The 21,452-nt window shown below is 71.3% G+C and carries 19 protein-coding genes and 3 tRNA genes; 13 read left to right on the top strand and 9 right to left on the bottom strand.

Going from position 1 to position 21,452, the window contains the following annotated elements:
* Window positions 1-90: 90 nt before the first annotated feature.
* The gene (locus OG842_RS26835; RefSeq protein ID WP_266733217.1) at window positions 91-519 is read right to left on the bottom strand and encodes an organic hydroperoxide resistance protein; all 429 of its coding nucleotides are present in this window, start codon (window positions 517-519) and stop codon (window positions 91-93) included.
* An 89-nt stretch (window positions 520-608) separates the two neighbouring features.
* On the bottom strand, window positions 609-1,628 hold the full coding sequence (locus OG842_RS26830) for an NADP-dependent oxidoreductase (RefSeq protein WP_266733215.1): 1,020 nt from the start codon (window positions 1,626-1,628) through the stop codon (window positions 609-611).
* A 151-nt stretch (window positions 1,629-1,779) separates the two neighbouring features.
* Here OG842_RS26830 and OG842_RS26825 point away from each other — a divergent pair, with 151 nt between their 5' ends.
* From OG842_RS26825 to OG842_RS26810, 4 genes are all read left to right on the top strand, one after another.
* Complete coding sequence (locus OG842_RS26825) at window positions 1,780-2,262, top strand: MarR family winged helix-turn-helix transcriptional regulator (protein ID WP_266733213.1); 483 nt, start codon at window positions 1,780-1,782, stop codon at window positions 2,260-2,262.
* A complete protein-coding gene (locus OG842_RS26820) occupies window positions 2,259-2,813 on the top strand; it encodes a hypothetical protein (protein WP_266733212.1) in 555 nt (184 codons plus the stop codon). Before OG842_RS26825 ends, OG842_RS26820 begins: the two co-directional genes overlap by 4 nt.
* A 182-nt stretch (window positions 2,814-2,995) precedes the next feature.
* The gene (locus tag OG842_RS26815) at window positions 2,996-4,033 is read left to right on the top strand and encodes a rod shape-determining protein (protein ID WP_266733211.1); all 1,038 of its coding nucleotides are present in this window, start codon (window positions 2,996-2,998) and stop codon (window positions 4,031-4,033) included.
* A gap of 22 nt (window positions 4,034-4,055) precedes the next feature.
* A complete protein-coding gene (locus tag OG842_RS26810) occupies window positions 4,056-5,657 on the top strand; it encodes a GAF domain-containing protein (RefSeq protein WP_443064010.1) in 1,602 nt (533 codons plus the stop codon).
* On the opposite strand, the gene OG842_RS26805 is transcribed toward OG842_RS26810, so the two are convergent.
* Window positions 5,635-6,066, bottom strand: a complete 432-nt coding sequence (locus OG842_RS26805) for an Lrp/AsnC family transcriptional regulator (protein WP_266733210.1) — start codon at window positions 6,064-6,066, stop codon at window positions 5,635-5,637. The two genes, OG842_RS26810 and OG842_RS26805, sit on opposite strands and share 23 nt — an antisense overlap.
* Window positions 6,067-6,213: 147 nt before the next feature.
* Between OG842_RS26805 and OG842_RS26800 the strand changes: the two genes are divergently transcribed.
* The 3 genes from OG842_RS26800 to OG842_RS26790 are packed head-to-tail and all read left to right on the top strand — an operon-like array spanning window position 6,214 to window position 10,252.
* A complete protein-coding gene (locus OG842_RS26800) occupies window positions 6,214-7,422 on the top strand; it encodes a nitrate/nitrite transporter (RefSeq protein WP_266733208.1) in 1,209 nt (402 codons plus the stop codon).
* Between the two features lie 27 nt (window positions 7,423-7,449).
* Window positions 7,450-8,910: an acyl-CoA synthetase gene (locus OG842_RS26795; RefSeq protein ID WP_443064009.1), complete on the top strand. Its 1,461-nt coding sequence runs from the start codon at window positions 7,450-7,452 to the stop codon at window positions 8,908-8,910.
* On the top strand, window positions 8,903-10,252 hold the full coding sequence (locus OG842_RS26790) for a carboxyl transferase domain-containing protein (RefSeq protein WP_266733205.1): 1,350 nt from the start codon (window positions 8,903-8,905) through the stop codon (window positions 10,250-10,252). Before OG842_RS26795 ends, OG842_RS26790 begins: the two co-directional genes overlap by 8 nt.
* A 100-nt stretch (window positions 10,253-10,352) precedes the next feature.
* Here OG842_RS26790 and OG842_RS26785 read toward each other — a convergent pair whose 3' ends face one another.
* From OG842_RS26785 to OG842_RS26775, 3 genes are all read right to left on the bottom strand, one after another.
* The gene (locus tag OG842_RS26785) at window positions 10,353-11,618 is read right to left on the bottom strand and encodes an MFS transporter (RefSeq protein WP_266733203.1); all 1,266 of its coding nucleotides are present in this window, start codon (window positions 11,616-11,618) and stop codon (window positions 10,353-10,355) included.
* A 96-nt stretch (window positions 11,619-11,714) separates the two neighbouring features.
* The gene (locus OG842_RS26780; protein WP_266733202.1) at window positions 11,715-13,598 is read right to left on the bottom strand and encodes an ABC transporter ATP-binding protein; all 1,884 of its coding nucleotides are present in this window, start codon (window positions 13,596-13,598) and stop codon (window positions 11,715-11,717) included.
* A 131-nt stretch (window positions 13,599-13,729) separates the two neighbouring features.
* Entirely contained in the window at window positions 13,730-13,945 is a 216-nt protein-coding gene (locus OG842_RS26775) for a hypothetical protein (protein WP_266733201.1), read from the bottom strand.
* Window positions 13,946-14,718: 773 nt separating this feature from the next.
* Between OG842_RS26775 and OG842_RS26770 the strand changes: the two genes are divergently transcribed.
* From OG842_RS26770 to OG842_RS26755, 4 genes are all read left to right on the top strand, one after another.
* The gene (locus tag OG842_RS26770; RefSeq protein WP_266733200.1) at window positions 14,719-15,180 is read left to right on the top strand and encodes a hypothetical protein; all 462 of its coding nucleotides are present in this window, start codon (window positions 14,719-14,721) and stop codon (window positions 15,178-15,180) included.
* A 12-nt stretch (window positions 15,181-15,192) separates the two neighbouring features.
* The gene (locus OG842_RS26765) at window positions 15,193-17,436 is read left to right on the top strand and encodes a DUF6571 family protein (RefSeq protein ID WP_266733199.1); all 2,244 of its coding nucleotides are present in this window, start codon (window positions 15,193-15,195) and stop codon (window positions 17,434-17,436) included.
* A gap of 2 nt (window positions 17,437-17,438) precedes the next feature.
* Window positions 17,439-18,032 carry a hypothetical protein gene (locus tag OG842_RS26760; RefSeq protein WP_266733197.1) on the top strand — a complete coding sequence of 198 codons (594 nt, stop codon included), beginning with the start codon at window positions 17,439-17,441 and terminating at the stop codon, window positions 18,030-18,032.
* Between the two features lie 152 nt (window positions 18,033-18,184).
* A complete protein-coding gene (locus OG842_RS26755) occupies window positions 18,185-18,757 on the top strand; it encodes a hypothetical protein (RefSeq protein WP_266733195.1) in 573 nt (190 codons plus the stop codon).
* A gap of 152 nt (window positions 18,758-18,909) precedes the next feature.
* Here OG842_RS26755 and OG842_RS26750 read toward each other — a convergent pair.
* The 3 genes from OG842_RS26750 to OG842_RS26740 form a co-directional block, all read right to left on the bottom strand.
* Window positions 18,910-18,983: transfer RNA gene (locus OG842_RS26750), tRNA-Ile, on the bottom strand.
* Between the two features lie 233 nt (window positions 18,984-19,216).
* A tRNA-Asn gene (locus OG842_RS26745) sits at window positions 19,217-19,289 on the bottom strand.
* Window positions 19,290-19,294: 5 nt separating this feature from the next.
* Window positions 19,295-19,367, bottom strand: a tRNA-Asn gene (locus OG842_RS26740).
* Window positions 19,368-19,561: 194 nt separating this feature from the next.
* On the opposite strand from OG842_RS26740, the gene OG842_RS26735 reads away from it, so the two are divergent.
* Both OG842_RS26735 and OG842_RS26730 read left to right on the top strand, forming a co-directional pair.
* The gene (locus OG842_RS26735; RefSeq protein ID WP_266733193.1) at window positions 19,562-19,861 is read left to right on the top strand and encodes a YtxH domain-containing protein; all 300 of its coding nucleotides are present in this window, start codon (window positions 19,562-19,564) and stop codon (window positions 19,859-19,861) included.
* A 67-nt stretch (window positions 19,862-19,928) separates the two neighbouring features.
* Window positions 19,929-21,374, top strand: a complete 1,446-nt coding sequence (locus OG842_RS26730) for an FGGY family carbohydrate kinase (protein WP_266733192.1) — start codon at window positions 19,929-19,931, stop codon at window positions 21,372-21,374.
* The last annotated feature ends 78 nt before the right edge of the window (window positions 21,375-21,452 follow it).

The raw sequence follows: 21,452 nt of genomic DNA, 5'->3' as shown, positions 1-21,452 counted from the left end.
GCGCCGTCGGACGGGTGGTTGTCGCGGACACGCCCGAGGGCCGCACTCCTCCGGGAGTGCGGCCCTCGGCTGTTGCGGGTGGGCGGGCGGTCAGGCGACCGACAGCTCGACCTTGATGTTCCCGCGAGTGGCGTTCGAGTACGGGCACACCTGGTGGGCCTTCTCGACGAGCGACTGCGCGGTGGCCTTGTCGACGTTCGGGATGGTGGCGCTGATCGCCACCTCCAGGCCGAAGCCGCCCTCGGCCGTCTTGCCGATGGAGACCTCGGCGGTCACCGTGGAGCCGGTGATGTCCGCCTTCTCCTGGCGGGCCACCACGCCCAGCGCGCCCTGGAAGCAGGCGCTGTAGCCGGCCGCGAAGAGCTGCTCGGGGTTGGTGCCCGCGCCGCTTCCGCCCATGGCCTTCGGCGGGTTGACGACGACGTCGAGGTTGCCGTCGTCCGACGAGACGCGGCCGTCACGGCCGTTCTCGGCGGTGGCGACGGCGGTGTAGGCAACGGTTATGTCCTGAATGGTCATGCTGGGTGTTCCTCCTGCTGTGCGCCGCGACTCGCGCCCACGATCGCGACGGCCTGTGGGTGAGCCTAACCGGTCCGCGGGAGCGGTTGTCAGGCGAGGGAGACGATCATCTTCCCGGTGTTCTCGCCGCGCAGCAGACCGAGGAAGGCGTCGAAGCCGTTCTCGATGCCCTCGACGAAGGTCTCGCGGTACTTCAGCTCGCCCGAGGCCAGCCAGCCGGCGACGTCCTGGACGAACTGCGGCTGGAGGTCGGCGTGGTCGGCGACGAGCATGCCCTGGATGCGCAGCCGCTTGCCGATGACGAGGGCGAGGTTGCGCGGGGCGGGGGTCGGCTCGGTCGCGTTGTACTGGGCGATCATTCCGCAGACGGTGACGCGGCCGTGCAGGTTGAGCGAGGAGATCGCCGCTTCGAGGTGCTCGCCGCCGACGTTGTCGAAGTAGACGTCGATGCCGTCGGGGGCGGCCTCGCGCAGCTGGTCGGCGACCGGGCCGTTCTTGTAGTTGAAGGCGGCGTCGAAGCCGTACTCCTCGACGAGGAGCTTGACCTTCTCGTCGGAGCCGGCCGAGCCGATGACCCGCGAGGCGCCCTTGATCCTCGCCATCTGGCCGACCTGGCTGCCGACCGCACCGGCCGCGCCGGAGACGAAGACGGCGTCGCCCTCCTTGAAGGAGGCGACGTCGAAGAGGCCCGCGTAGGCGGTGAGCCCGGTCATGCCGAGCACGCCGAGGTAGGCGGAGAGCGGGGCGAGCGAGGCGTCGACCTTCACGGCGTGCTTGGCCGGGACGTCGGCGTACTCGCGCCAGCCGAGACCGTGCAGGACGTGGTCGCCGACCGCGAAGCCGTCGGCGTTCGAGGCGATGACCTCGCCGACCGCTCCGCCGTCCATGGGGTGGTCGAGCTTGAAGGGCGGGGTGTACGACTTCACGTCGTTCATCCGGCCCCTCATGTACGGGTCGACCGAGAAGTGCAGATTGCGGACGAGGACACGGCCCTCGCCGGGAGCGGCGACCGGGACCTCACGCAGCGCGAAGTCCTCGGCCTTCGGCCAGCCGTGGGGGCGGGCGACGAGGTGCCATTCACGGCCGGACGTGGGAAGTGCTGCTGACATGGGCTCGGGTTCTCCTCAATGTCCTACGAGGTGGGGGAAACTCCGGCCGGGCGGTGGGGGCCGCACCAGGGGGAGCGAAATACTTCAGGTGGTGAAACAACCATGCTCCTGAATATTTCATGTTGTCAAGCAACCGGCTATCCTGGGTGTCATGGCCACCTCCCGCACAGACCCTCTGACTCTCGAAGTCGTCGAGCTCATCGGTACCGTCGTGGCGCGCTACTACGAGGAGTACGACGAGGCGGCGGCAGCCCACTCGCTCACCGGCGCCCAGGCCCGGGTTCTGGGGCTGCTCTCGCTGGAGCCGATGCCCATGCGCAGGATCGCCCAGAAGCTGAAGTGCGAGCCGTCGAACGTGACCGGCATCGTCGACCGGCTGGAGACCCGCGGCCTGGTGGAGCGCAGGCCCGATCCGGCCGACCGGCGGGTGAAGCTGGCCGCGCCCACGGAGCTGGGCGCCCGGACGGCGCGGCAGCTGCGCGATTCGCTCACCTTCGCCCGGGAGCCGCTGGCCGAGCTGTCGGACGAGGACCGGACGATGCTGCGGGACCTGCTGCGCCGGATGCTGGGCGAGCCGGGGCCGTCCGGCGGTCAGGGCGGCCAGGGTCCCGGTGTGGAACCGTCGAGGCCATGACCGCGCCCTTCGGCCCCCGTGAGTTCCAGCTCGTCCTGCTGCGCCGGATGGCCGACCACCAGCCCGGCCTCGTCGAGGACGCCCGGCACGAGCTGGGCGCCTCGACCGCCGAGATGCGGGAGGCCAACCGCCGCTGGCAGGCCATGGTGCGGGCGCCCGGCGGGCGGGGCGCGCTGCGCCGCTACCGTTCGGTGCTCGGCGAACCCGTGTCGTCCGTCCGCCGCACCGTCGGCGAGTGCGACGCGCTGCGCTGGCGGACGGTGCTGTGGCCGGACCTGTGGTTCGAGGTGATGGTCGCGCCGGGCGGCGCGGTGTGGAACGAGTGGCTGGTGCGGGCGCCGGGGGCGCCGGGCCCCGAGCTGCGCACGGTCGAGGACCTTCGCCCCTGGTCGGGCACGGTCGACGAGGTGGCGCGGGCCTTCGCGCCGGCCCGCCCGATGGAGGGCGGCGCACCGGCCCGGTGGGCGCTCGCGATCACCGATCCGGGCACGGGCGAGCCGTACGTCGCCGAGTTCACCTGGGGGCTCCTCCAGCGGCTGCTGCCGGGCTGATTCCCGCGTACCGCACTTCTTCCGCGCACCGCGCCCCTTCTGCCGGCCCGTCAGCCGGGGACGGTCCCCGAGGCCCCTCCTACGGCGCATCCCAACGCGCGCCACGCCTCCGAACGGCGCACGATTGCGGGACAGAACCGGCTGCCGCCGGTGCCACCTTCCGCGTTCCCGGGAGACCTGCCGTGACCGTCAGTCTTGAGCAGTTGCGCCGCTGCCACGTCGCCGTCGACCTCGGGGCCGCCCGGACCCGGGTGTACGTCAAGGGCCTCGGGCTCGTCGTCGACGAGCCGAGCGTCGCCGCGGTGAACACCCGTACCGGGTCGCTCATCGCCGTCGGCGCGCTCGCCGAACAGATGACGGGCCGCACCCCCGACTACATCCGGGTGACCCGGCCGGTCACCGGCGGGACCGTCATCGACATCGAGATGGCCCAGCGCATGCTCCGCCATCTGCTCGGCGAGAAGCTCCGCCGACAGCTGCGCCGCAAGCCCCGGCTGCGGGCCGCCGCCTGCACCCCGCACGACAGCGATCCGCTCGCCCAGCGGGCCGCCGTCGAGACGATGGTCGGGATCGGTGCCCGGCGGGTCGAGCTGGTCGACACCCTGATCGCGGCGGCCGTCGGCTGCGGACTGCCGGTCGAGCAGCCGACCGCCACCATGATCATGGTGTGCGGGGCGGCGACCACCCAGATCGCGGTGCTCTCGCTCGGTTCGATCGTGAGCGCCGTACGCATCCCGGTGGGCGGCGACGCCATCGATCACGCGGTGATCCAGCATCTGCGTCAGCACCACGAGCTGATGCTGCCGAGCCAGTCCGTGCGCCCCCTGCAGCTGGCGCTCAGCGGCAGCGGCCTGACCTCGAAGGGGCCCGCCACGACCGAGATCCACGGCCGTGACGTGGTGACCGGGCTGGCCCGCTCGGTGCACGTGGACACCGCCGCGGTACGGGAGGCCATCCACGCCCCGCTCACCGCGGTGCTGGACGGGCTGGGCACGATCCTGCGCGACTGCCCGCCCGATCTGGTGGCCGACCTCGTGGACTGCGGGATCATGATGGTCGGCGGGAGCGCGCTGCTGCCCGGTCTCGACCAGATGCTGCGGGACGCGACGGGAATGTCGGTCCACATCGCGGAGCGGCCGGACGTCTGCGCGGTGCTGGGGCTCGGTGCCATGCTGGACGGGAAGATCGAGCCGCTGGTCCTCGACCCGCTCGCCTGCTGAAAACACCCCGGGGGTGCGGCGCATGACCGACGAGACGACGGACGCGGGACCGTCCGGGGCGGCCCCGGCCGCGGCCCCCGCCCCGGAGAAACCGCCGCTGTCGATGCTTCTGGAAGCCGTGCTGAGCATCGGCTCCGATCTCGAACTGCGGGTCGTGCTCCAGCAGATCGTGGACACCGCCACGACGCTGACCGGGTCCCGGTACGGCGCGCTCGGCGTGCTCGACCCGGAGCGCGGCACCATCGGCGAGCTGTACACCACGGGGCTCGACGACACCGAGCGGCAGCGGATCGGCCGGTTCCCGGACGGGCACCTGGGGATGCTCGGCGCACCGACCGACGGGCCGGAGCCGCTGCGCCGCGACGGTCTGACCGCCGCCCCGCGGGCCGGCGGGATGCCGCCCGGCCATCCGACGACGCAGTCCTTCCTCGGGACGCCGATCCGGGTCCAGGACCAGGTCTTCGGCAACCTCTGCCTCACCGAGAAGCGCAGCGGCCGCTTCACCGACTCGGACGCGGCGGTGCTGAGGGCACTGGCCGCCCAGGCCGGCGGCGCGATCGCCAACGCCCGGCTGCACGCGGCGGCCCGGCAGCGGGAACGCTGGATCGAGGGGGCGGCCGCCGTCACCACCGCGCTGCTGACCGGCGGGAGCGCGGCCGACGCGCTGATGACCGTCGCCGAAGGGGCCAGGACGCTCGCCGACGCCTGCGCCGGGGTCATCCTCCAGCCCGACGAGGAGGGCGGGATGGAGATCGTCACCGCCTCCACGCTCGACGACCCGGCCGGGATCGTCGGTACGGCCATCGCGCCCGGCTCGGCTGTGCTGGTCCAACTGCTCGGCGGGGAACCGGTGTTCATCGAGGACTCGGCGACCGATCCGCGGATGACGACGCATGTGCGGTCGCGGTTCGGCCCCAGCATGATGCTGCCGCTGCAGAGCGGCGGGCGGCTGATCGGCACCCTCGCCCTGCCCCGGCGGCGCGGCGACCGCCCGTACACGGCCGTGGACCGGCTGCTGGCCACGCAGTTCGCCTCGCAGGCCGCGCTGGCGCTGGTCCTGGCGAACGCCCGGCACGACCGGGAGCAGCTCGCGGTGTACGAGGACCGGGACCGGATCGCCCGCGATCTGCACGACCTCGTGGTCCAGCGGCTGTTCGCGACCGAGATGATGCTGGAGTCGACCCGCCGCAGGGCCGCCGCCCCGGACACCGACGAGCTGCTCGGCAGGGCCGTCGACGAGCTGGACTCCACCATTCAGGAGGTACGGACGGCGATCTTCGCCCTCCAGCAGCCGCCCGCCGAGGCCCCCGCCACCTTCCGCGGCCGGGTGCTGCGGGAGACCGCGGGCGCCGCCGCCGTGCTCGGCTTCCCGCCGTCGGTGCACTTCACCGGGGCGGTCGACGCACTGGTCCGGGATCCCGTGGACCGGCAGCTGCTCGCCGCGCTGCGGAGCGCGCTCGCGACCGCGCACCGGCGGGCCGGGGTGTCGGCGATCGAGGTGGCGGTGGACGCGACGGCCGAGCTGGCGGACGGGCGGGCCGCGGTCCGGCTGACGGTCACCGACGACGGCCGCGACGAGGACGGCTCGGACTCGAAGGCCGTCACCTGGCAGGCGCCGCTCTGAGCGCGACCCGGGTGTTGGAGTGGGCGACCCCGGCCTCCCGCTTCAGCCTGCGCAGCAGCCCGTCCAGGGCGGCGGTGTCGGCGACGGTGGCCCGTACGAGATAGTCGTGGCCGCCGGTCACATGGACCACCTCGGTGATGCCGGGCAGGGCGAGCACCGCCCGCTCGAACACCTCGTTGGTCGTGTCCATCCGCAGCGTCACGTCGATGAATACCACCAGGCCGGTACGGGTGTCCGCGGCCGGGTCGATGATCACGGTGAAGCCGCGGATGACACCGTCGCGGCGCAGCCTGCGCACCCGGTCGGCCGCCGCGTTGGCGCTGAGCCCGACCCGTACGCCCAGATCGCGGTACGAGATCCGGGCATCCTCCTGGAGGATGCCGAGGATTTCTCTGTCCAGCCGGTCCATACTGTGATTGTCGCAGCTTTGTCCGGTTCGCGACTGTGCAAGTCGCGTCCGAAGGTACCCCGTCCCCGTACCCGGCCCCGGGCCGCGGGTGACCCGCATGGCGCATTCCGGCAGGCCCGGGGCGGGTGCCCGCCCTTGACTGAGGGCGTGGACACAGCCGTGAAGCAGTCCCCCGCAACGGTCGACGCGCCGTCCGCGGCCGCCTATCGCAATCTCGTGATGGCCACGATCGGCTTCGGGCTCACCTTCTGGGCCTGGAACCTGATCGCACCGCTGTCCGGGGACTACAAGGAACGGCTGCGGCTGACCTCGTTCGAGCAGTCGCTGCTGGTGGCGGTGCCGGTGCTGGTCGGTTCGCTGGGCCGGATCCCGGCGGGCGCGCTCACCGACAAGTACGGTGCGCGGCTGATGTTCCCGCTGGTCTCGGCGCTCACCATCGTGCCCGTGCTGCTGCTGATCCCGGCGCGGGACTCCTACGGCGCGATGCTCGTCGTGGGCTTTCTGCTGGGCCTGGGCGGCACCACGTTCGCGATCGGCATCCCGCTGGTCAACTCGTGGTTCCCGCCCGCCAAGCGGGGCCTGGCGCTCGGGATCTTCGGCATGGGGATGGGCGGTGTCGCGCTGTCCGGTTACTTCACCCCCAGGATCGCCGGGCACGGCGAGAACCTGCCGTACCTGGTGGTCGCGGCGGCACTCGTGGTGTACGTGGCGCTGGCCGCGGTGCTGGTCAGCGACAGGCCGGGCCGCCCGGTGCCGACCGACTCGCTCGGCCACCGGCTGGCCGACGCCGGACGGCTGCGGGTCACCTGGGAGCTGTCCGCGCTGTACGCGATCGGCTTCGGCGGAATCGTCGCGTTCGGCGTCTACCTCCCCACGTATCTGAAGACCTGGTACGACCTGTCACCCACCGACGCCGGCACGAAGGCCGCCGGGTTCGCCCTGGTCACGGTCGTCTTCCGGCCGATCGGCGGCTGGCTCTCGGACCGCGTCCACCCGGCCGTGGTCACGGCGGCGGTGCTCGGCCTGGCCGCCCTGATGGCGATCGTCCAGGCCTTCGACCCGCCGCTGGCCCCGGGCGGCACGATCGCGCTGCTCTGCATGGCGGCGGGCCTGGGCACCGCGAGCGGCAGCGTCTTCGCCCTGGTCTCGCAGGTGACACCGCAGGCGAAGGTGGGCAGCGTGACCGGGATCGTCGGCGCGATGGGCGGCCTGGGCGGCTTCGTCCCGCCGCTGGTGATGGGCGCGATCTACAGCGCGAAGGGCTCGTACTCGATCGGCTTCATGCTGCTGTCCGACCTGGCCCTGGCGGGGTGCGTGTACGCGTACGGCCGCATGCGGGGACTCCAGCGGGACTAGTTCCTGTCACCTGGAGCAGCCCATAAGGTGCGGTGGGTGACTCCTCTTCTCTCTGTGCCGGATGACGGTTCGACCCGGGAAGCCACCCGGTTCGGCGAACACACCATGACCTACGAGCGGTTGGCCGCTGCCTCCGCCGCGCTCGCCGCGCGCATCGCCGGTGCCGGGCGGGTCGCGGTCTGGGCCACCCCCACCCCCGAGGCAGTGGTCGCCGTCGTGGCCGCGCTGCACGCCGGGGTGCCGGCGGTTCCGCTCAACCCGAAGACGGGGACGCGCGAACTCGCCCACATCGTGGCCGACAGCGAACCGGCCATGGTGCTGGCCGGGGCGGGCGACACGCTCCCGCCGGTGCTGGAGGCGCTGGACCGCATCGACGTCGACACGGCCGCCGGGGGCGCCCTCGCTCCGCTCCCCGAGCCCTCCCCCGAGTCCCCCGCGCTGATCGTCTACACCTCCGGCACCACCGGCCCGCCCAAGGGCGCGATCCTGCCCCGGCGGGCGATCGCCGCCTCGCTCGACGCGCTGGAGGACGCCTGGCAGTGGACCGGCGACGACGTGCTCGTCCACGCCCTTCCGCTGTTCCATGTGCACGGCCTGATCCTGGGCGTGCTCGGGCCGCTGCGCCGGGGCGGATCGGTGCGCCACCTGGGCAGGTTCTCCACCGAGGGGGTGGCCCGGGAGCTGTCGTCCGGCGGCACCATGCTCTTCGGGGTGCCGACGATGTACCACCGGCTGGCCGAGGCCCTCGACGGCCCCGGCGCGGAGGGTCTGGCGAAGGCGCTGGCCGGCGCCCGGCTGCTGGTGTCCGGGTCGGCCGCGCTGCCGGTGCACGACCACGAGCGGATCGCGGCGGCCACCGGCCGCCGGGTCATCGAGCGGTACGGCATGACGGAGACCCTGATGAACACCGGCGTCCGGGCCGACGGCGAGCCGCGCCCCGGAACGGTCGGCGCACCCCTGCGCGGCGTGGAGCTCCGCCTGGTCGAGGAGGACGGCACCGTCCTGTCCGGGGACGGCGGCCCCGACACCATCGGCGAGATCCAGGTGCGCGGCCCGAACCTCTTCACCGGCTATCTGAACCGCCCCGACGCCACGGCCGCCGCACTCACCGAGGACGGCTGGTTCCGCACCGGGGACATGGCCACCCGGGACGCCGACGGCTACGTACGGATCGTCGGGCGCAAGGCCACCGACCTGATCAAGAGCGGCGGTTACAAGATCGGCGCCGGGGAGATCGAGAACGCGCTGCTGGACCACCCCGGTGTCCGCGAGGCCGCCGTCACCGGTGAACCGGACCCGGACCTGGGCGAGCGGATCGTCGCCTGGGTGGTGCCGGCCGACCCGGCCGCGCCGCCGTCCGAGCGGGAGCTCGCGGACCATGTGGCCGCCCAACTGTCCCCGCACAAGCGCCCGCGCACGGTCCGCTACCTGGACGCGCTGCCCCGCAACGACCTCGGCAAGATCATGAAGCGGTCGCTCCATGGCTGACCGGATGGGCGCGCGGGCCGCGATCGCGGCCCTCACCACGGAGTTCGAGGAGCTCACCTCCACCACCGGTGCTCCGGACAGCGCCGGGGACGGGCCGCTCTCCTGGGCCGGGTACGCGGACTCCCGGGCCCGCGCCACCGCCCGTACGGGCGAGGACGAGTCCGTCGTCCACGGCCTCGCCTCGCTCGGCGGCCGGCACTGCGTCCTGGTCTCGTTCGAGTTCGGGTTCCTGGGCGGTTCGCTGGGGCAGCGCACCGGGGACCGGCTGGTGGCCGCGTACGAGGCCGCCCGGAGGCGGGGGCTGCCGCTGGTCTCGCTGATCGCGACGGGCGGCAGCCGGATGCAGGAGGGCATGGTCGCCCTGACCCAGCTCCAGCGGGTGGCCCGTGCCTCGGCACGGCTGCGGGCGGCGGGCCCCGCCCAGCTCGCGGTCCTGCGCGACCCGACGACGGGCGGCGGCTGGGCCACGCTGGGGGCGGGCGCCGATGTGATCCTGGCGCTGCCGGGCGCCCAGGTCGGGTTCGCCGGTTCCCGGGTACGGCCGCCGGACGCGGACCCCCACGCGTACACCGCCGAGGGCCAGCTGGCCGCGGGCCAGATCGACGCGGTCGTCCCGCCGGACGAGCTCCCGCAGACGGTGGCCCGCTGGCTGCGGGCGCTGCACGCCCCGGACTCCCCCGCGCCGCCCGCCCCGGTGCCGGACGCCCTGTCCCCCACCGGCCTCCCGGTGACCGGCTGGGACGCGGTACGGCAGGCCCGCTCGGCCGCCAGGCCGCGCGCCGAGGCGTATCTGGACAGGTACTTCGACCACCGCCTCCCGCTCGTCGGCGACCGCTGCGGCGGTACTGACCCGGGGCTGCTCTGCGGCTTCGGGCGGCGCGAGGGCCGCTCGATCGCGTACGTGGCCCAGTGCGGCACCGCGACCCTCCCGGCCGGTTACCGCACGGCGGCACGGGCGATACGGCTGGCCGGCCGGATCGGCGTCCCGGTGCTCACCCTGATCGACACCCCCGGCGCCGCCAACGACGCGGCGGCGGAGCGGGCGGGCGCGGGCGCCGCCATCGCCGACGCCTTCGCGGCGATGGCGGAAGCCCCGGTCCCCGTCACCACGCTGGTGATCGGCGAGGGCGGTTCGGGCGGCGCGCTGGCGCTCGCGGCGCCGGGGAACACCCATGTCACCCGGGACAGCTACTTCTCGGTCATCGCCCCGGAACTGGCCGCGGCGATCCTGAAGCGCGCCCCGGACGAGGTGCGTGCCACGGCCGACCAGCTGCGGCTGCGCCCCCAGGACCTGGTGGAGCTGGGCTTCGCCCGCTCGGTGGTGGGGCCGCCCCGACAATGAGGCGGGGGCCGGTCAGGGCTGCGGGTTCTGCGCGTCGTACCGGAGGCGGGGGCCGGTCAGGGCTGCGGGTTCTGCGCGTCGTACCGGAGGCGGGGGCCGATCAGGGCTGCGGGTTCTGCGCGTCGTACCGGGCGAACCCGCGCCACCGCAGCCCCAGCAGGGTCACCGCGACGACGCAGGCGATCCCGCCCCCGGTCACCGCCATGCCGGGCGAGGCGAGGTCGGCGACCGATCCCGCCACGAAGTCGCCGAGCCTCGGTCCGCCCGCCACGACGACGATGAACACGCCCTGGAGCCGTCCTCGCATCTCGTCCGGCACGGCCGCCTGGAGCATGGTGTTGCGGAAGACCATCGAGGTGGTGTCCGCGCACCCGGCGAGCGCCAGGAAGATCAGCCCTAGCCAGAGCTGCCGGGTCAGGCCGAAGACCGCGATGGCGGTGCCCCAGCAGGCGACGGCGACCAGCACGGCGAGACCGTGGCGCCGGACGCGCCCCAGCCATCCGGAGAACACCCCGCCGAGCAACGCCCCGAGCGCCGGGGCGGCGACCAGCAGTCCGGTGGTCTTCGCGTCACCGCCGTACCAGAGGACGGCGACGACGGGGAAGAGCGCCCGGGGGTGGGCCAGCACCATGGCGCACAGATCGGTGAAGAAGGTCATCCGGAGATTGGGCCTGGTCCCGAGGAAGCGCAGCCCGTCCGCGACGGACGCCCGCTTGTCCCCCGCGCCCTCCTCCCGCTCCGGCAGCATGGCGGGCAGCCGCCACATCGCGTAGAGCGAGGCGGTGAAGGTGACGGCGTCGACGGTGTACGCGGCCCGGTAGCCCCACCAGCCGACGACGAGCCCGCCGAGCATCGGCCCGACCAGCATGCCGGTGGTGCTGGTCATGGAGGTGAGGGCGTTGGCGGCGGGCAGCTGCTCGGCCGGCAGCAGCCGGGCGATCATCGAGCTGCGGGCCGGTGAGTTGACCGCGAAGCAGGCCGCCTGGAGGCAGACGATCGCGTACAGCAGGCCCACCTGCTCCACGCCCGCGACGGCGATGACGACCAGGGCGACGGAGAGCACGAACGACCCGGCGGAGCTGGCCAGGCCGAGCTTTCGCCGGTCGATGGTGTCGGCGACGGCACCGCCGTACAGCCCGAAGACGACCAGCGGCAGGAACGAGCAGAACCCGATCAGCCCGACCGAGAAGGCGGACCCGGTGATGTCGTAGACCTGGAGCGACACGGCGAGCGCCGTCATCCCCTGCCCGATCCAGGAGACCGTGTTCCCGAGCCAGAGCCGCCGGTAGTCGGGGGAGGTCCGCAGCGGCGTCAGGTCGGCGAGTATGCGGGGGCGGGGAGCGGGTCCTTCGGTCGTATCGGTCACAGCGGATGGTAACCACCGGCAGTTCTCCGGCGGTCCGGTCGCCGTCGGGAACCGGCCGCCCCGGCAGTGCCGTAACGGCTCCGTGGCGCCGGCCGGCTATCTCCAGTGGATCCCTGACGGCCGGGCCGACTTGTAGACGGTTCCGTTGTGCGGCCGGGAGCGGCGCTCGAAGAGCGTGGCGTACAGGCCGCTCCGGCCGAGAAGTTGGGTGTGCGTGCCGGATTCCACCAGGCGCCCCTCGTCCAGTACGAGGATGCGGTCGGCGTCCGCGGCCAGGGCCAGGTCATGGGTGATCACGATGGTGGTGCGGCCGCGGGCCAGCCGCCGCAGGGGCTCCAGGATGCGTTCCGCGGCCAGCCGGTCGAGGCCGGTGGTGGGCTCGTCGAGGAGGAGCACGGGGGCGTCGCGCAGCATGGCGCGGGCGATGGCGATGCGCTGCAGCTGGCCGCCGGAGAGCCGGGAGGTGCCGGTGGATATGACGGTGTCATATCCCTCTGGCAGAACCTCGATGAACGCGTGGGCGTCGGCCGCCCGCGCGGCCCGCTCGACATCCTCGTGGCTCGCGTCGGGGCGTCCGCAGCCGATGTTCTCCTCGATGGTGTCGTGCAGGACAAGCGTGTCCTGCGGCAGCAGCGTGATGTTCTGGCGGAGGTAGGTCAGCGGCATCCGGTCCACGGAGACGCCGTCCAGCAGGACGCTGCCGGCGTCCGGGTCGTAGAACCTGAGCAGCAGCGCGGCCAGCGTCGACTTGCCCGCGCCGCTGGGGCCGGTGATGACCAGCAGTTCCCCCGGACTTGCGGTGAACGAGAGGTCCCTGAGCACCGTCTCGTCGCTGCCGGGGTAGTGGAAGAAGACCTGACGCGCCTCCACCTCGCCGAGCGCCCGGCTGCGCTCCGGCACCGGCACCGAGTCGCCCGGATCGGTGATGGAGGGCTCGGCGTCGAGGATCTCCAGCAGTCGTTCGGCGCCCGCGGTCGCGGCGGTGGCCGTCAGACCGAGCTGGCCCAGCGAACGGATCGGCGGGTAGAGGTAGCCGATGAAGGCGGCGAAGGCCAGCAGTTGTCCGAGGGTCATCCGGCCGGCCGAGATCTCCCACGCCCCCAGCCCGATGATGGTGAGGACGCACAGCGTTTCGAGGACTTCGATGAACTGCTCGTAGAACTCCGTGAGGCGGACGGCCTTCACCGCGGTCCTCAACCGGAGCCGCGCCTTGCTGCTGAGCCGTTCCTCCTCGGCCTGCTGCCTGTTGTACGCCTGGGTCATGACGACGTTGACCAGGGTCTCCTCGACCACGGCGGTGATGGCGCCGTCCGCCGCCCGGCCGCGCCGGGACACCGCGCGCAGGGGCTTGGCGAACCCGCGGGTGACGAGCAGCAGGATCGGAACCATGACGAAGGTGGCGAGGGCCAGGTCCCAGCGCAGCAACAGGGCGGCACCGGCGTAGAAGACGGTGCCGAACAGCGCCGACGACGCCCCGACGATGCCGGAGACCACGAGCGCCTCGATGGCCTCCACGTCGCCCGTCAGCCGCTCCACCAGGTCGCCGCGGCGATTGCGCTGGAAGAAGTGCGGCGGGAGCTTCTGGATATGGCCGAAGACGCGGGCCCGCAGCCGCAGCACGAAGCGTTCGGCGGTCCAGACCGCGAGCGAACTGCCCAGGTACCCCACCACGGCACCGGCGACCGCCACGGCGAGCCACTGGCCGGCGGGTTTCCAGAAGGCGCTGACCGTGCCGCTCTGCAGGGCTTTGTCGGTGAGTTCGGCGAACAGCAGCACGGTGATGGTCTCGGCGAGGGCGGCCAGGACCGCACACAGGAAGATGACGACGAGCCAGCGCCGATCGCCTCTGGTCAGAGGCCAGAAGCGCCGGAAGGACGCCACGATGCTGACGGGGTCGGTGCGGATCGGAACATCCGTCACCGGGTCCTCGGGCGGCTCCTCGTCGCGGGCGGAACGCTGGAGCGGGCTGTGAAAGCGCATGGACATCACATCACAGACGTGCTCGGGCCTATGGGCCGTAGCCGTGGAAACGGGTCCCCACATGACGAGGCGGACCCGCGCGCTGCGCGAGCCTGCCTCGAGTTGGTGTCAGGGATCGGGAGTGAAGAGTGTCAGTAACCCCAGCCTCCACCGCGGCCGTAGCCGCCGTAGCCGCCGAACCCACGTCCGCCGTAACCACGGCCGCCGTATCCGCCACGACCGCCGTATCCGCCACGACCGCCGTAACCGCCACGACCGCCGTAACCGCCACGGCCACCATATCCGCCACGGCCACCGTATCCGCCGCGACCGCCGTCCCTGTGGTCGAAGATGCTACGAACCTTCATCTTCGCCTCCTCTGGAGGAGTTCGCTTTGCCGCTCCTTGCTCCTGCAGCGGCACTTTCGACACTACGTCCGACCCCTGCGACCAACAAGTCGTAGAAGCCGTAATCAAGGATTAAAGGTGACGAAATCCCCTAATCCTTCGGAGCGTTGCCACAGGTGACTCTCCGGGCATGAAGCGCAGGCGGGGACGCACAGGCAGGGAACGAACGGCTCCCGGCGAGGGCCCCGAGACCTACGTACACGCAGGCCATGACACTGCTGCCGGAACATCGACAGCGGGGCGGGCAGGACTCGGCACCACCGGATCACCTCCGCATCGCAGTGGGCTTCAGAAGCCAGGGCGGCCCCCTATGCATCACACACGGTTACACTCCGTAACGAGAGGTGATATCTGTCGGTCCGGCGCCCGGTCCGGTCGAGACCCACTCGTAGATCCAGTGCGACGATTCCGAGGGACTTCGCCGACAGGGCCGAGCCGGACCCCGTGGACACGATCCCTGCCCGAACGGGGATGGACGATTCACCGGAAAGGCACCTTGTGCGGCACGCCGATGCCGGTGACAGCGATCCGGCCGAATCGCGAACGAACGGTTCAGCCGTCACCGAAGCTCCGTCGGAAAAAGCCGAGTTGCGGGGACAGTTGCGCCAACTGAGCCTCGACGGAGCTTCAGCGCGTTCCCGGGACGCCGAAGACCTCGTCGTCGGCGAATCGTTTGATCACGCGGGTATCGTGGCGCGCGATTCGGCTGTCTATCAGTACACGGGGTGTGGATCATGTCGTTCGAAGAGGAATGGGGCGCGCTGAAGGCCTCCGCCGCGATGAGGCTGAACACGGCCGGTGGAACCGGCGGTTCCGGGCCCGCGAAGGGGTCGGCCGACTACGTGGTCTCGGACGATGAGCTGGGGGACATAGGCCACGCGGCATTCGACCTGTTCAACGGCCTCGAGGCGACAGGTAAGCACGCGAAGGCGGCGAGTGAGACCGCCGGTACGAGCCTCAAGGGCGACGGGTTCGACACCGGTGCGGCGTTCACCGAAGTGATCGGGACCTGGGAGACGCAGGTGAAGACCCTCCTTCAGGCGTGCGCCCATATCTCCAACCACCTCGACTACACGAAGGCCTCGAAAAAGGCCGACGACGAGTGGGTCGAGGCGCAGTTGCGCATCGTCGGTCCCGTCGCCCCGGGAGCGGACGCGGCCGTTCCCGCCTCGCAGATCAGCAAGTACTTCCAGTAAGGAGCAGCCACCATGCCCACCTTCGAGCAGCTCCTCAATGCCAGGCTCGGCCCGCTCGACACCGCGGTGACCCAGTGGACCGAGATGATCGGCAAGCTGACCTCGCCCCTCCAGACCGACGCGTCGGCCATGAAGACCAAGGCCGACAAGTCCAGCTGGAAGGGTGAGAACGCCACCGTCACCAAGGAGTTCGTCACCAAGACCGCCAAGGAATTCGGTGACGCCATCACCGAGGCCGAGTCCGTACGTGACCTCCTCAAGGACGCCCACGCTCTTTTCAAGTCGGCCCAGGACGACCTCAAGCAGACGTACGAGAACCCCCCACCGGGTATCACCATCTACCCCGACGGCGTCCTCAGCCATCGAGTACATCCCGACCGCCGGTCCAAGGACAGCACCGAACCCATAGCCACCGAGGCACAGTTCGAGGCACTGCGCGGCAAGATCGACGGCATCCTGAAACGTGCGAACGAAGCCGATGAGCTCTGCGCCTGGGGTCTGCGGGCACTGATCCGAAACCACCCCAACGACTTCGGCAGCACCGACCTCGGTGGTGTCGCCGACGCCAAGAAGATGCGCGCCGAGGAGAAGCAGCAGGCGGAGAACGGCCGCGAGGCCGCCAAGCTCTACGCCCGTTGGGAACACCTCGACGACAAGGAGCGCGAGCGGCTCCTCACGCTCGCCGAGAACGGCAAGGACTCGCCCGCCTTCTCCGAGCAGCTGATGAAGAACCTCAGCTACCGGGGCCGCGACCAGCAGGACGCCGTGCTGCTGCTCGCCAACTCCCTGGAGACGGGCGGCATGGACGGCCAGCTCTCCAGCACCGACGCCCGCCTCTACAAGGCACTGTCCGGCTCCCTTGCCACCGCCACCGGACCCGAATCCTCGATCGGTACCCCGGGTGGTGTCACCTCGGCCTGGACCGACAAGCTCATCGCCACGGCCCGCGACGGCAACGGCCTCCCCGCACGCCACCCCGGGGCCATCGGGGGCGGCGCCGCGACCCTGAAGGACCTCACGGACCTGATGGCCGCCGACGCCGGCGACAAGGCGTACGACCCGAAGGACGAGAAGGCCTCCCCGTACGACAAGGACAAGGGCGACCCGGTCTACAGCGAGGCGTTCCTGACCGAGGTCGGCGACACCATTCGCGACTGGGAGACGAACAACGACGACGCCTACGACGGCGTCATGAAGAACTGGCAGGGCACACAGGAGGACCCGATGAAGGGCCTGCTGAACGCCATGAGCCGCAACCCGTCCGCCTCCACCCACTACTTCGACCCGAACACCACGGACAACCTCAAGTACTTCTTGGAGGACCGGGACTGGCCGGGCGGCGACGTCCAGGACAAGATGCCCGACGACCTGCAGCAGACCTCGGCCCGCACCGAGTTCGGCGCCGCTCTGGAGGCCGCGGCCACCGGCCGCGAGCCGGGCAGCCCCCTGCACGGCGCCGGCGCCCACCACGACGGCGCGGAGACCGCGATCTTCGAGCGGATCGTCAAGGAGTACAGCGGCGAGGACGCGCCGAAGAACCAGAGCTCCGTGCCCCTGCCCATGCGCACGAGCATGGGCAACATGATCGGGGACTACGCCTCGGACGTGCACCAGATCCTCGGCAAGAACATGGACGGTCCCACCGACTACAACAGCCTCGAGATCGAGCGGGGCGACCTCCTCCGCATCATGCGCGGCGTCGCCGAGGATCCCAAGGCGTTCGGTGTCATGCACCACTCGCAGAGCGTGGTGATCGCCGAGGGGATGAACGAATACCCGGCGGACTCGTTCCGCAAGGAGGACGAGGGGCTGCGCGCCTGGGTCAAGCAGTCCGCGTCGGTGCTCGGGCACCTCGACGGCGTGCGCGGCGACGTCATCTACGACCTCGGCCAGGCGGAGAAGGACACCAACGGCTGGAACAAGATGATGAACTACCACGTCATCGGCGCACCCCTGACGGCCATCCCCATCGTCGGAGACGTGGTCCAGCGCTCGGTCGACGTGGGCACGGCCGCGTACATGAACGATCTCAACGCCACGGTCGACGCGGACACCCGCAAGAACATGGTCGACCACTTCGAGAACGGCGAGAACCAGATGGACGCCATGATGCGCAAGATGGCGATGGAGAAGGGCCTCACGAAGGAGGAGTTGGACGCGACCCCGGGCGAGTACGAGGACCATCTCCAGACGACTGCCGAGAACTGGTACCAGTACGGCATCGAGGACGCCCAGAAGAAGATGGGGCAGCCGTAGTCGTGAACAAGAAGTACCTGGTCCTGCCGGCCGTGCTCGCCGTCGCGGCAGCGGTCGTCGCGACGCTCGAACTCCGGCCGACGGAGCTCAAGAAGCTGCGTGAGCAGAACTTGTGCCTGGGCATGCTGACGGAGCAGACCGCGGGCCTGCTCCAGGACGGCAAGGGAGGGGCCGTCCAGGTCGACGAGTTCATCCCGAAGAGCTCGGGATCCGAGACCGAGCCGGCGGACCCGGTCTTCTCCACCATCTGCTTCGTCAATCGGGAGAACGCTGAGGACAAGGGCAGCAAGCGGCTCCAGTACACCCTGGACGTGAGGTCCACCAATACGCTGAACGACCCCCCGAAGGACGCCAACCACATCGGTGACGGCCTCACGGGCTGGGTGGGCCAGCGGCAGAGCGAGGTGCAGCTGCCGGACGGGTGCGCAAAGAAGATGAGGCGGCCCGACGCGGGGTACATCAGCGTCACCCTCAAGGTCTCACCGGTCGCCATCGTCGGACGGGACTGGAACTACGCGTCACTGATGAAGGACCAGCGCACCGTGATCCTTGAGGCCGTGGAGAACCTGACCAAGCAGTACGACTGCGCCGCCTGACCGACGTCAACTCGCCCGCCGGGGCCCCGCTGATCGGGTTCGTGAACCCGATCAGCGGGGCCCCGGCGGGTACGAGGACCACCTCCGGGCGACCGCTGAGCAGTGGTACCGGAACGGCATGGGGCGCCGACAAGTGAACGGGACAGTAACCGATGGACAAGAAGTGGCTGCCGCTGACCGTCATGCTCGGCGCCGCCGGGGTGGCCGCCGTGACGGCGAGCTTCTGGCCTGACAACGAGGAGAAGCCGCCGCTGCCGAAGACCCTGTGCCACGGGGCGCTCAGCCGGGAGACGGCGGAACTGATCGACGACGGCAAGGGGGGCGAGGTCAGCGCGGAGGAGTGGGAAAGCCCGGGCAAGGGCGACCTCAAGGTGTTCAAGGGGTGCGGCATGATGCGCGCCAACCCCGACAGCGACTACCGCCGAGGCACCTTCAACCTGATCATCGCGGACGCCCGGTACGACTCCGGCCCCAGGAAGAACTCCGTCCCCCTCGGCCCCGGGTTCACCGGCTGGGCACTCCCCGAGGAGGCCGAGGCGGTGCTGCCCGCCGGCTGCGCCGCCCGCACGGGCTCGACCGCCCGGTACATCACGGTGACGCTCATCGCGCCCTCGCAGGCAGAGGAGAAGGGCCTCGTCGACCGAGACACGGCGCTCCGCAACAGCGCGACCGTGGTGCGGGAAGCCGCCACCAATCTCGTCAAGCGGTACGGCTGCGCCGCCTGACCGGCCGGCCCGCCCGCCACGCCTCGCGGCAGGGGGCTGGGCGCGCGAGGACTAGCGCTCGCTGCACCTCCGTGCGGCGTCCGCTGCACGCGAAGCACCCTCACAAAAGCACGTCTCCCCAGGTCAGAACGATTCTTCCCAAGGTTGTTCGGTGGGGCGGGTGGGACTCGAACCCACGGCCGACGGATTATGAGTCCGCTGCTCTAACCGGCTGAGCTACCGCCCCTTTTCGGCGTGGCGCGTACAAGTGTGCGCGCCGTCTGCCGCAGCATAGCCGGTCATACGATCTCTCGCTCCGGATGGTCGGCTTCGCATGACCATGAAGACCGCGCCGTCGGCCGTCCGGTTCCGGATGGAGCGAAGTGCACGCGAAAGAGTCGCATGCGCCCCACGCGCACCACGGTGACGACCGTCGCCGGGCACACGAAAAAGGACCCCTCGGGGTCCTCTTCCGTTCCGCTCCCCCGACTGGACTCGAACCAGTAACCCTCCGGTTAACAGCCGAATGCTCTGCCAATTGAGCTACAGGGGATCGCGCTCCCCCGACTGGACTCGAACCAGTAACCTGCCGGTTAACAGCCGGCTGCTCTGCCAATTGAGCTACAGGGGATTGCTGCGTGTGCACCGAACCCTACCTACCTGGCTGCTGCCGGGCGGCGCTCGTTCGCTGCGACACATACATTAGCGCAAGCAGGGGGGTGCTTTGCCAATCGGTATCCCCCGGGGTGATCTCAGGTGCCCGCGGGTAGGCGGGCAGCACACGTCGCACTGAAGCTTCGCAGTGAGCAAGGAAGGGTGGCAGCCATGCGGTACCGGCTCACGTTCATCGCCGGACTGGCCCTCGGATACGTGATCGGGACACGGGCCGGACGCGAGCGCTACGAGCAGATGAAGAAGTCCGCACGCCAGTTCGCCCAGAACCCGGCCGTGCGCAATACCGCCGAGTCCGCGGCGCAGAGCGGCCGTGATCTGGCCGGCAAGGCGTACCACGCGGTGAGTGAGAAGGTCGGCGAGAAGGTCCCGGCCTCGGTGACCGACCGGGTGCGCTCGCTGCGGGACCGCGGCCGCAACGGCGAGGACGACTGGGGCACCAGCAACACCTAGGGCCTGGGGGCCAGGGGTCCGCGCAACCGGTACTGAAAAGGTCCGGCGGTGCGGCAGAATCTTGGGCATGGGGATAGTCGCCGGCTTGGACAGCTCTTCCGCCTTCACACACATCGTCGTCTGCGATACGGACACGGGCGCAGTGCTGCGCCGGGGGTTCGCCGCACACCCCGTCGAGGCGAAGGCCACCGAGGTCGACCCGCAGGCATGGCTGCTCTCGCTCGGCGAGGCCGCCGGCGGCGGGCTGCTCGAAGGGGTGCAGGCCATCGGCGTCTCCGCCCAGCAGCACGGCCTGGTGCCCCTGGACCACCAGGGCAATCTCGTACGGCCGGCGCTGCTCGGCAACGACAAGCGGGCGCAGGCCGCCGCGGCCGATCTGGTCGACGGGCTCGGCGGGCGGCAGGCCTGGGCCGAGGCGGTCGGGGCGGTGCCGCAGGCCGCGCAGCCGGTGGCGAAGCTGCGCTGGATGGCGCGGACCGAGCCGGAGGCGGCCCAGCGGGTGGCCGCGGTGCTCCAGCCGCACGACTGGCTGGTCTGGCAGTTGCTGGGGCGTCCGGCCCGGCGGACCACCGACCGGGGTGCCGCGTCCGGCACCGGCTACTGGTCGGCGGACACCGGTTCCTACCGGCCCGACCTGGTGGAGCTCGCGCTCGGGCACCAGGCGGCGCTGCCCGAGGTGCTCGGTCCCGCCGACGCGGCCGGGACGACGCCCGAGGGGCTGCTGATCTCCGCGGGGACCGGCGAGACGATGGCGGCGGCGTTCGGGCTCGGGGTCGGGGTCGGCGACGCGGTGGTCTCGCTGGGTGCGTCGGGCTCGGTCATGGCGGTGCACCACGAGGCGCTGTCCGATCCGGCCGGGATGATCACTTCGTTCGCGGACGCGACCGGGAAGCACCTGCCGGTGGTGCACACCTCCAACGCGGTGCGGGCGCTGCGCGGGACCGCCGAGATGCTCGGCATGGAGGGGCTCGACGAGCTCTCCGCGCTGGCGCTGAAGTCCACGCCGGGCTCGTCCGGGCTGGTGCTGCTGCCGTACCTGGAGGGCGAGCGGACGCCTCGGCTGCCGCACGCCGCGGGGACGCTCTGCGGGCTGCGGCGCGAGTCGATGAAGCCGGAGCACCTGGCGCGGGCGGCGTTCGAGGGGATGCTGTGCTCGCTGGCCGACGCGCTCGACGTGCTGCGCGGCCGGGGCGTCGAGGTGCGGCGGGTGTTCCTGCTGGGCGCGGCGGCCGAACTGCCCGCCGTACAGGGGCTGGCGCCCGCGCTCTTCGGTACGCAGGTGGTCGTGCCGCAGCCCGCCGAGTACGCGGCGCTGGGCGCGGCCCGGCAGGCGGCCTGGGCACTGGGGGTCTCGCAGGGGACGGCCGATCCGCTCACTCCCCCGGCCTGGCAGGGCGCCGCGGCGCAGGTGCTGGAGCCGGGCGAGGAGCTGACGGTCGGGCAGGCGGTGCGCCAGCAGTACGTGGCGACGCGGGACCAGATCCACCCGGGGGCGTTCGACTCCGCGAGCTGAGTCCGTACGTCCGCGCGACGGGCCGAGTACTCCGAGCGAGGTGAACCCCTCCACTTGTGTACTCGGTCTGTTTTTTGA

Source organism: Streptomyces sp. NBC_00376, assembly GCF_036077095.1.
Taxonomy (GTDB): domain Bacteria; phylum Actinomycetota; class Actinomycetes; order Streptomycetales; family Streptomycetaceae; genus Streptomyces.
The sequence above is the reverse complement of the archived record's forward strand: the minus strand, read 5'-3'. Positions and strand labels throughout refer to the sequence as shown.